11 protein-coding genes and 1 pseudogene are annotated in these 9,215 nt (G+C 64.5%); 4 read left to right on the plus strand and 8 right to left on the minus strand.

Translation table 11 applies throughout. The features are described 5' to 3' along the window. Positions 1-288 (minus strand): P-II family nitrogen regulator (locus ACTHJR_RS01025; protein ID WP_440521181.1); only part of this gene is annotated, 288 nt, incomplete at its 3' end. A gap of 274 nt (positions 289-562) precedes the next feature. Here ACTHJR_RS01025 and ACTHJR_RS01030 point away from each other — a divergent pair. Then, a complete protein-coding gene (locus ACTHJR_RS01030; RefSeq protein WP_440521182.1) occupies positions 563-1,135 on the plus strand; it encodes a hypothetical protein in 573 nt (190 codons plus the stop codon). Between the two features lie 48 nt (positions 1,136-1,183). Here ACTHJR_RS01030 and ACTHJR_RS01035 read toward each other — a convergent pair whose 3' ends face one another. From ACTHJR_RS01035 to ACTHJR_RS01060, 6 genes are all read right to left on the minus strand, one after another. After that, entirely contained in the window at positions 1,184-1,393 is a 210-nt protein-coding gene (locus ACTHJR_RS01035) for a putative signal transducing protein (RefSeq protein ID WP_440521183.1), read from the minus strand. Continuing rightward, positions 1,390-1,977, minus strand: coding sequence for a pyridoxamine 5'-phosphate oxidase family protein (locus tag ACTHJR_RS01040; RefSeq protein ID WP_440521184.1), 588 nt, complete (start codon positions 1,975-1,977; stop codon positions 1,390-1,392). Before ACTHJR_RS01040 ends, ACTHJR_RS01035 begins: the two co-directional genes overlap by 4 nt. 94 nt (positions 1,978-2,071) lie before the next feature. Then, positions 2,072-3,004 carry a DUF5996 family protein gene (locus tag ACTHJR_RS01045; protein ID WP_440521185.1) on the minus strand — a complete coding sequence of 311 codons (933 nt, stop codon included), beginning with the start codon at positions 3,002-3,004 and terminating at the stop codon, positions 2,072-2,074. Between the two features lie 5 nt (positions 3,005-3,009). Beyond that, positions 3,010-3,399 (minus strand): hypothetical protein, encoded by a 390-nt coding sequence (locus ACTHJR_RS01050; protein ID WP_440521186.1) that lies wholly within the window; start codon positions 3,397-3,399, stop codon positions 3,010-3,012. 14 nt (positions 3,400-3,413) lie between these two features. Continuing rightward, positions 3,414-4,841, minus strand: coding sequence for a metalloprotease TldD (gene tldD, locus ACTHJR_RS01055; protein WP_440521187.1), 1,428 nt, complete (start codon positions 4,839-4,841; stop codon positions 3,414-3,416). Positions 4,842-4,949: 108 nt separating this feature from the next. Next, positions 4,950-5,183: a zinc-finger domain-containing protein gene (locus ACTHJR_RS01060; protein WP_440521188.1), complete on the minus strand. Its 234-nt coding sequence runs from the start codon at positions 5,181-5,183 to the stop codon at positions 4,950-4,952. Positions 5,184-5,266: 83 nt separating this feature from the next. On the opposite strand from ACTHJR_RS01060, the gene ACTHJR_RS01065 reads away from it, so the two are divergent. After that, the gene (locus ACTHJR_RS01065; RefSeq protein WP_440521189.1) at positions 5,267-5,878 is read left to right on the plus strand and encodes a hypothetical protein; all 612 of its coding nucleotides are present in this window, start codon (positions 5,267-5,269) and stop codon (positions 5,876-5,878) included. A 263-nt stretch (positions 5,879-6,141) separates the two neighbouring features. Continuing rightward, complete coding sequence (locus ACTHJR_RS01070; protein WP_440521190.1) at positions 6,142-7,068, plus strand: ABC transporter ATP-binding protein; 927 nt, start codon at positions 6,142-6,144, stop codon at positions 7,066-7,068. On the opposite strand, the gene ACTHJR_RS01075 is transcribed toward ACTHJR_RS01070, so the two are convergent. After that, complete coding sequence (locus tag ACTHJR_RS01075; RefSeq protein WP_440521191.1) at positions 7,065-7,487, minus strand: nuclear transport factor 2 family protein; 423 nt, start codon at positions 7,485-7,487, stop codon at positions 7,065-7,067. The two genes, ACTHJR_RS01070 and ACTHJR_RS01075, sit on opposite strands and share 4 nt — an antisense overlap. Positions 7,488-7,582: 95 nt before the next feature. Between ACTHJR_RS01075 and nadB the strand changes: the two are divergent. Beyond that, positions 7,583-9,169, plus strand: a pseudogene (nadB, locus tag ACTHJR_RS01080) (L-aspartate oxidase). The last annotated feature ends 46 nt before the right edge of the window (positions 9,170-9,215 follow it).

Consider the following 9,215-nt stretch of genomic DNA (forward strand, 5'->3'; position numbering starts at 1 on the left):
GACGTCGAGGACGAAAATCTTGCCGTCGCCGATCGCGCCGGTGTTGGCCGAGGCCTGGATCGCCTCGACCACCGCGGGCGCCAGGTCGGAGCCGCAGACGATCTCGATCTTGATCTTCGGCACCATGTTCGTGCTGTATTCCGCGCCGCGGTAGATTTCGGTCTGACCCTTCTGACGGCCGAATCCCTTGACCTCGGTCACGGTCATGCCGGCGATGCCGACGCCCGACAGCGCCTCGCGCACCTCGTCGAGCTTGAACGGTTTGATGATGGCAATGACGAGCTTCATCGTGCCCCCTTCCGGTTTGTCCGGATGTTGCGTCGCAAGGGGCGTGCCAGAGTCGATTCCACGCGATTGCGGGCGGAATAGCGCAAAAAAATGTTTCGGACGCGTCAAAAATTTTGCAGCTGCGAAGAGCTGCCTATTTTTCAGGCAGAATCTCCTGCCCATTCTTTGAGCAGGGGCGGGATCTTTCCCAGCAACTGCCTGCTAGTGACAAGGCATGAGTTCGGCTTCAAGGTAGACGTCCCTCTCTTATTCGGCGTCAGGTATGCCTAATCTAGTGCTTTCCGACATCTCCGAATGGGCGACAGAGTTCACCCTAGCTATCATGATGTGGAACGGCGCCGAAATGACGGGCAAGCGGATACTCATCAAAATGATGGGTGGCGGTAGCGCCTCCACAGCAATTGTCGCGGATATGGGTAATCGTAGCTTGAACGAGGGCCTCGAAACTTATGCGCGCGAGCAAACTGATGCTGTCCTACGGGGGCACATCGCTCATTTCTCAAAAGGTTTCATGACCCTACTTGGGTATCGAAATCTGTATGTCCATGGTCTGATCGGCGTCGCCGGGCCGGGCCTTAAAGCCCCAGTAGGCAAGGCGACTGGACACATCATGCAGATAAAGGGCGGCGGACGGCTTCGATCGATGAATCGGCAGATCGAAACTGCTGAGATCGTAGAATTTAAAACAAATGCGACCGATTTGTTTCAATACGGGGTGGCTATTATTAACTACATGGGTGATGAGCTATTAACGCTTCCGAGCATGTCGGATATAATACCGCCGTCCCTCGATAAACCAATTTGGCCTAATCCTTTGCAGAACGCGCCGAGTTATCATCAAGTATGACGGCGTTGTGCCGTCCATACTCGTATGGAATCCCTAATCGTTTCCCGATTATATGGCCGACCATTCTTTGAGCAGTCGTCGCGCCAACTCCAGATCGTCCTCATCGACCATCACCCGCACCGGGATCAGCCGGAACGAGCCTTCCGCCATATGCGTGCCGGCGTCGAAGGCGATCGCCGGGATGCCCTCGGATTCGAGCCGGCCGACGATGATATGCGCTTCGGGGTAGGAATAGCCGCCGAGTTCGACCAGGCTCATTGCTGCTGTTGTTCCTGTATTTGCTGGATGGCGGCGGTCGGCCCCTGGGTCGGGTTGCGCACCGGCAGACCGTCGATGCTTTGCAGTCGCACCGCATATTTGGCCTGGCGCACCTCTTCGCCATAGAGGCGGTGATATTTGCTCAGCGTGTCGCGCTCGCGATCGAAGGTCATGTGCGGCACGCCCCAGCCGCAGCTGGTCTGGACCTGGTCGACCTGGATCACGAAGATCTGCCGCGTACCGGGCAGCAATACGAAGTGTCGCGCGACTTCGCCCCAATCCGCGTCTTGCGGCAGCACCGGCCGGCCATGGCCATAAAGCCGCAGGATCAGTGCGGGATTGTCGAACGCGCAGAACATGATCGTGATGCGGCCGTCGGCGATCAGATGGGCATTGGTCTCGTTGCCCGACCCCTGGACGTCGAGATAGGCGACGCGGTTCGGGGACAGGACACGGAAACAATCCATTCCCTTGGGACTGAGATTGACCCGCGCGTTGGCCGCAGCGGTGGCGACGAAGAACACCGGCTGGCGCTCGACGAAGGCGATATGCTTGTCGCTCAGCGTGTCGAAGAAGTCGGCCATGCTTTCATTCCGTCATCCCAGCGGAAGCCGGGATCTCAAGCCGTATCATACCATTGCACGAGACCCCAGCTTTCGCTGGGGTGACGGATGAGGCCTAAACTTCCCGCGGCACCCGGGGCCGACCGATCGGGCATTCCAGCGTCGCGCGATCCCATTGGGCGAGATCGGCGGCGGCGTCATAGGTCGACTGGCAGAAAGCGAGCAGCGCCGCTTCGGGATTCGCCGCCGCGCGGACAGCGGCATAGGGCAGGATGAATTCGCGCAACTCGGGATTCCACGCCGCCGCGTCCGGCTGGACCTTGGCATCGGCATAACCGGCGGGTTCGGGATAGGCGTAAGCGTAGAAAGCGGCATGCGGGAAAGCGTCGCTGCCCGGCCAGAAGCCGACGCTCGCTTCCTCATGGCTGTACGCCTCGCACGCGACATCGTCGGGCAGGCCAGGCATGCCGCCGGGATGTTTCGGTGCGACGCGTCCCGAAAAGCGCGTCGCGGCAAGGTCGAAACTGCCCCAGAAGAGATGGATCGGGCTCGCCTTCCCCAGGAATCCGGTGCGGAACTGGTAGAACACACGGCGTATCTGGATCAGCGCCCGCCAGAAGGCGCGCGCGGACTCGGCCTCATAGGCGCGCCTCTCGTGATCCTCGGCGAAGCGCGGATAGCCCGGCATCTCGCTCGGGCTGCCGTCGAAGTCCGATGACGCGCCCAGCGCCTTCAGGGCGGCCACGACCTCGGCATGGAAATCGGCGATCGTCCCCGCCGCCAGCCCGATCGTCCGCGTCGCCCCGTCGCTGGTAGCGAACAGCACTTGCTCGCCGATCAGGTCGAAATCGATCTGCAGGATGCGGCTGCCGCACGGAATCGCCGAGGTCGCCCAGCCGCGCGCGGTCAGATAAAAGGGAACGTGCCAGCTATGGTTGAGCCACGGCGTCAGCGCGAGCCGCACCTTGCCGACGATCTGCGCTCGCAATTGCAGACCGATCGCGGTCTCGCGCCAATGCAACCAGTCGAGGTCGGGCCAATTGTCCATTGATCTCACTCGATGATCTGCGGAGGATCGCCGACGTCCGCGATGAGGGCGAGCGGACCGCTGGCAGGCGTCAGTTTGCGAAGAATATCGATGATCAACTGCTCGTGGCCCTTCTCGAACCAGAGCTCTTGCGGCTCGTCGTCACCGGTAAACGATGTGATCTGCAGTAACGTCCACAACTCGCTATCTACGGCGCCGATGGTGAGGAACGCGGAATAAGGGTGGCCGATGCCATTGTCCGTTACGTCGGCAGTGCCGTGGAATCCGGCAATCATCGCCTTGATTTCTCCCCCCGTCGGGAAGCGCGATGCCTTGTCCGGGAATGCGACGCCTTGCTCGTCGAGCCAGGTTCGCATCTGCTCATCCAGCGGCCAAACCGTCCACAGAACGCCCATCGGTTCTCCCGTTACTAGACCGCGGTGCCTCCAACAGTCAGCCCATCGACCAGCAAGGTCGGCTGCCCCACCCCCGCCGGCACGCTCTGCCCGCCCTTGCCGCACATGCCGACACCTTCGTCGAGCGCGAAATCGTTGCCGATGCCGGTGACCTTGGTCAGCACGCTCGGGCCGTCGCCGATCAGCGTCGCGCCCTTGATCGGCGCGCCCAATTTGCCGTTCTCGATCAGATAGGCCTCGGTGCAGCTGAACACGAACTTGCCCGACACGATGTCGACCTGGCCGCCGCCGAACGACTTGGCGAAAATGCCTTTCTTGACCCGGCTCAGCAATTCGGCGGGATCGTCCTTGCCGCCCTTCATGAAGGTGTTGGTCATGCGCGGCATCGGCGCGTGGGCGAACGATTCGCGGCGGCCGTTGCCGGTCGGCTCGACCCCCATCAGGCGGGCGTTCAGGCGGTCGTGGATATAGCCCTTGAGGATGCCGTCCTCGATCAGGATATTCTCGCGGGTCGGCGTGCCCTCGTCGTCGATCGACAGCGAGCCGCGCCGCGCGTTGATCGATCCGTCGTCGACCACCGTGACGCCGGGTGCCGCGACGCGCTCGCCGATCCGGCCGGAGAAGGCGCTGGTGCCCTTGCGGTTAAAATCGCCCTCGAGCCCGTGGCCGATCGCCTCGTGCAGCAGCACGCCCGGCCAGCCCGGCCCGAGCAGCACGGTCATCTCGCCGGCGGGCGCGGCGACCGAATCGAGATTGACCAAAGCCTGGGCCAGCGCTTCGTCGATCGCGCGGTTCCAGGTCGCGGGCTCGAACAGCGACTCATAGAGATAGCGGCCGCCGATTCCGAACGTGCCGGTCTCGCGCCGCCCGTCCTGCTCGACCACGATCGAGACGTTGAGCCGGACCAGCGGCCGCACGTCGGTCGCGACGAAGCCGTCGGGGCGCACCACCTCGATCACGTTCCACGATCCCGACAGGCTGACCGAGACCTGCGCGACGCGCGGGTCGCGGGCGCGCGCGGCGGCGTCGATCGTCTGGCACAAATTCACCTTGTCGGCGAACGGGATCAGGTCGAGCGGATCGGCATCGGTATAGAGGTGCCGGTTGGTCCGCTGCGGCGGTGCCGCCTTGGCGCTTGTCGACGGATCAATCAGCGCCATCGTCTCCGACGCGCGCAGGATCGCCGGCGCGCTGATCTCATTGGCGTGCGCGAAGGCGGTGGTCTCGCCCGACACCGCGCGCAGGCCGAACCCGGAATGCGTGTCGTAGCTCGCGGTCTTCAGCCGCCCGTCGTCGAACCCGAACGCCTCCGACCGCGCATATTGCAGATAGAGCTCGCCATCATCGGCATGATTGAGCGCGCGCGCGGTCAGCCGCTTGGCCTCTTCGGGGTCGAGCTGGTCGCGATACAGGAACTGGCGGGGATCGGCGGGGCTGGTCATGCCGGACAATATAGGGCGGGCTCGGCAAGTGTCACGTCACGTCGCGGCAAAGCCGGCCGCTGTCCGGTCTGGCGCCGATCGCGTTCGAGCGACGCTCGAACGCGGCGCTCAGACGCTCGCGCCAGCCGGGTGATCCGGCAACTGGCTCTGGTCGGCGCCATCGGCCGCGCCGCCGATCAGGACGAAGCGGCGGTCGCAATAGCCGCAATCGACATAACCGGCTTCGTCGATCTGCAGGAACACGCGCGGATGGCCCAGCGACGCGCCGCCGGGGATGTCGGTCGCGCCGTCGCAAGCGACGCGGGCGTGGGAGACGCGGACGGTTTCGGGCGGAGCGATCATGCTGGCGCGATAGCAAGGCGCGTGGGACGCATCAATCTCCCTCGCTGCTTGCCAAGCCCGGGCCCGCGCCGCACCATGGCGGGATGCGCTTCATTTCCCTCGCGGCGATCGCCGCCCTGATCGTGGCCGCGCCCGCCGCCGCCCAGACCACGGCCAAGGCCGCCAAGCCCGCCGCGGCGAAGGCGGGGTCCGCCAAATCCTCCAAGACCAAGGCGCGGCCCAAACTCGCCGAACCCGAACTCAATATCGCGGAAAAGGACGGGTTCAGCGTGATGCAGGTCGCGGCGCCCGAGTCGCAGGCGTTCATCGCCGCCTGGAAGATCGGCAATGGCGCCAAGGTCGCCTCGACCCGCACCGTCGCCGACAAGCCGCTGTTCACTTTTCTGATCTTCCGCGGCTGCAAGGCCGATGCCGACGGCAAATGCAGCATCACGGCCGATTTCGTGATCACCCGGCCCGACGGGACGGTCAACGACGAGAACAAGGGCGTCGTGGTGTGGGACAAGGCGGCGCCGGCCGACCCCAAGAAGCCGACGATCGGCGACGGCGCGCTGGGCTATGGCGTCGATGCCGACGGACCGTTCGGCAAATATCTCGTCGTCGCGACGGTGACCGACAAGGTCGCGGGGACGTCGGTCACGACCCAGCAGACGTTGACCATCGCTCCCGCACTGGCCGCGCCGTCGCTCAAGTAGGAAGCCGGAAGGCGGAATAAAAATCCTCCCCATTCATGGGGAGGGCGTGAGGGCTTTGGCCAGTTCCCGGTTGGCCAAGATCGCGTCCGGGGGACGCGATCTCGCCCTTGCGCAAGACGCGAAGCGGCTTGGTGGAGGGGGCCGGCCTCAAGCTACGTAGGTGAGGAGAACCCCCTCCACCACGCGGCTGACGCCGCGTGGTCCCCCTCCCCATGAATGGGGAGGAATTGCGAACCGACGTTCGCAGTCCTAAGGCCGCGCGCATGACCGACGCCGCGATCGTGATCGACCAGCTTTGCAAGACCTATGCCGGGGGCAAGCGCGCGCTCGACGGGGTCAGTTTCGACGTGCCGCGCGGCTCGGTGTTCGGGTTGCTCGGCCCCAACGGCGCCGGCAAGTCGACCTTGATCAACATCCTCGCGGGACTGGTCAACAAGACCAGCGGCGCGGCGTCGATCTGGGGCTTCGACATCGACGAGCATCCGCGCAACGCCAAATATTCGATCGGGATCGTCAATCAGGAGATCACCTTCGATCCCTTCTTCACGCCGTTCGAGACGCTGGAGATCACCGCCGGGCTCTACGGCGTGCCCAAGAACAAGCGCATCTCGATGGAATTGCTCCGCGCGGTGCATCTCGAGGACAAGGCCAAGGCCTATTCGCGCACCTTGTCCGGCGGCATGAAGCGGCGGCTGATGGTGGCCAAGGCCATGGTCCATTCGCCGCCGGTCCTGGTGCTCGACGAGCCGACCGCCGGCGTCGACGTCGAATTGCGCCAGCAGCTCTGGGCCTATGTCCGCGAATTGAACCAGCGCGGCGTGACGATCGTGCTGACCACGCATTATCTCGAGGAAGCCGAGGAGCTCTGCGACCGCATCGCGATCATCAACCACGGCAAGGTCATCGCCAACGAGCCGACTCGCGACCTCGTCGGCATGGCGCAGGAAAAGGTGGTCGAGGTCACGGTCGACCGCGACATCGCAGCGGCGCCGCACGCGAGCTGTTTTCAGAAGGTCGACCTCAAGGGCGAGCGCGTGCTCGAGATCACCTATCGCAAGGACCTGGCCAATGCGGGACAGGTGCTCGACGCCGTGCAGAAGGGCGGGTTCGGGATCGTCGACGTGTCGACCAAGGAGCCCGATCTGGAGGATGTGTTTCTCAACCTCACGCGCGCCTCGAGCGCGGTCTAAGCTCCGCCCAGGCCCGCGAGCGCTTCGGCCGAGGCGCGGCCCGGCTCGGGATACCCGCTGAACCGCGCGAATACCCGCCACTTGCCATCACTCTCGCGGCGCCACAGGTCGGTCAGCCAGAAAGCGCCCGACCGATCATGGCCGTCGAGTTCGGCCTTCTGTTCGGCGATCGACGACATCGCAGCCAGGCCGTCCCCGATCGAGCGCACCTGGACGTCGCGATAGGCAAAGCGCGAACAACGATAGCGATCGCAAGTGTCGAGCCACGCTTGTCGCGCCATCGGGCGCGTAGGAAAGGCGGAAACGGTCAGCGTGAAATCCTGAGCCAAACTGTCTTCGAGTGTGGCGCGGTCGAGCGCCACCCATGCCTGCATCCAGCGGGTCGCGGCTCGCTCCACGTCCTGTACCCAATCGCCCATCGTCGCCCTCCGAGCGAGCGACTGTATCACGCGCCGGAATTTGCAAAAGCGCCCTTTCCGCGACTAGGCCGGCGCACCCTGCAGCGGAGAACGACGTGACCGACCCGCATACATCCGACGTCCTGATCATCGGCTCCGGCGCTGCCGGGCTGACCGCCGCGCTCAATCTCGCCGACCGCTTCCGTGTGACCGTGCTCGCCAAGGGCGGCCTCGCCGAGGGATCGACCGCCTGGGCGCAGGGCGGGATCGCGGCGGTGCTCGAGCCAGGCGACACGTTCGAGAGCCATATCGAGGACACGATGATCGCCGGCGCGGGGCTCAACGACCGCAAGGCCGTCGAGTTCGTCGTCGAGAACGCACCGCGCGCGATCGAGCGGCTGATCGAATTGGGCGTGCCGTTCAACAAGGAAGGCGGCGACCTCCATCTGACTCGCGAGGGCGGGCACAGCCATCGACGCATCGTCCATGTCAACGACGCGACCGGCTGGGCGGTGCAGGAGGCCTTGCTTCACGCCGCGCAAGCGCATGCCAACATCACGCTCGTCCCCGACATGGTGGTGATCGACCTCGCCACCTCGAAGCATGAGGAGCGCTATTCGGGCGCGGGCAATGTCTGGGGCGTCTATGCGGTCGACCGCGCCACCGGGCGGGTCGAATTGTTCACCGCCAATGCGACGATCCTGGCGACCGGCGGGGCGGGGCGCACCTATCTCTTCTCGACCGCGCCGCGCGGCGCGACCGGCGACGGCATCGCGATGGCGTGGCGCGCGGGCTGCCGCATCTCGAACATGGAGATGATGCAGTTCCACCCGACCTGCCTCTACAATCTCGAGGTCAAGAACTTCCTGATCACCGAGGCGGTGCGCGGCGAGGGCGGGTAGCTCAAGATTCCCGAGACCGGCTATCGCTTCATGCCCGATTTCGATCCGCGCGCCGAACTCGCGCCGCGCGACGTCGTGGCGCGCGCGATCGACCATGAGATCAAACGGCTCGGTCTCGATTACGTCCATCTCGACATCAGCCATATGGGCGCCGAGTTCGTCACCCATCACTTCCCGACGATCTACGAGAAGCTCAAGGGCCTCGGCATCGACATGACCAAGGAGCCGATTCCGGTCGTGCCGGCGCAGCATTATACCTGCGGCGGGATCGTCATCGACCTCGACGGCCGCACCGACCTGCCGCACCTCTACGCGGCCGGCGAGTGCACCGAATCGGGGCTGCACGGCGCCAACCGCCTGGCGTCCAACTCGCTGCTCGAATGCTTCGTGTTCGGGGAGGCGTGCGCCAAGCACATCAATGCGCATTGGAACGATCTGCCGCCGCCGCCCGCGATCCGGCCGTGGGACGAAAGCCGCGTCACCGATTCGGACGAGGAGGTGGTGATCAAGCAGAACTGGACCGAGATCCGCCGCTTCATGTGGAATTATGTCGGCATCGTGCGGACCACCAAAAGGCTCGAACGCGCCGCGCACCGGATCAAGATGTTGACCGGCGAGGTCGAGGATTATTACGGCCATTTCCGCGTGACGCCCGACCTGATCGAGCTGCGTAACCTGCTCCAGACGTCGGACCTGATCGTGCGCTCGGCGCTCCATCGCCACGAATCGCGCGGGCTGCATTACACGCTCGATTATCCCGAGACTTTGCCGGTGGCGGTGGACACGATCCTGGTGCCGTAGCGCAGCGGCCGGGCCGGCGATCATTCGGTTGCGCTAAGATAGTCCT

It is taken from the genome of Sphingomonas sp. (assembly GCF_051962185.1).
Taxonomy (GTDB): Bacteria; Pseudomonadota; Alphaproteobacteria; order Sphingomonadales; family Sphingomonadaceae; genus Sphingomonas.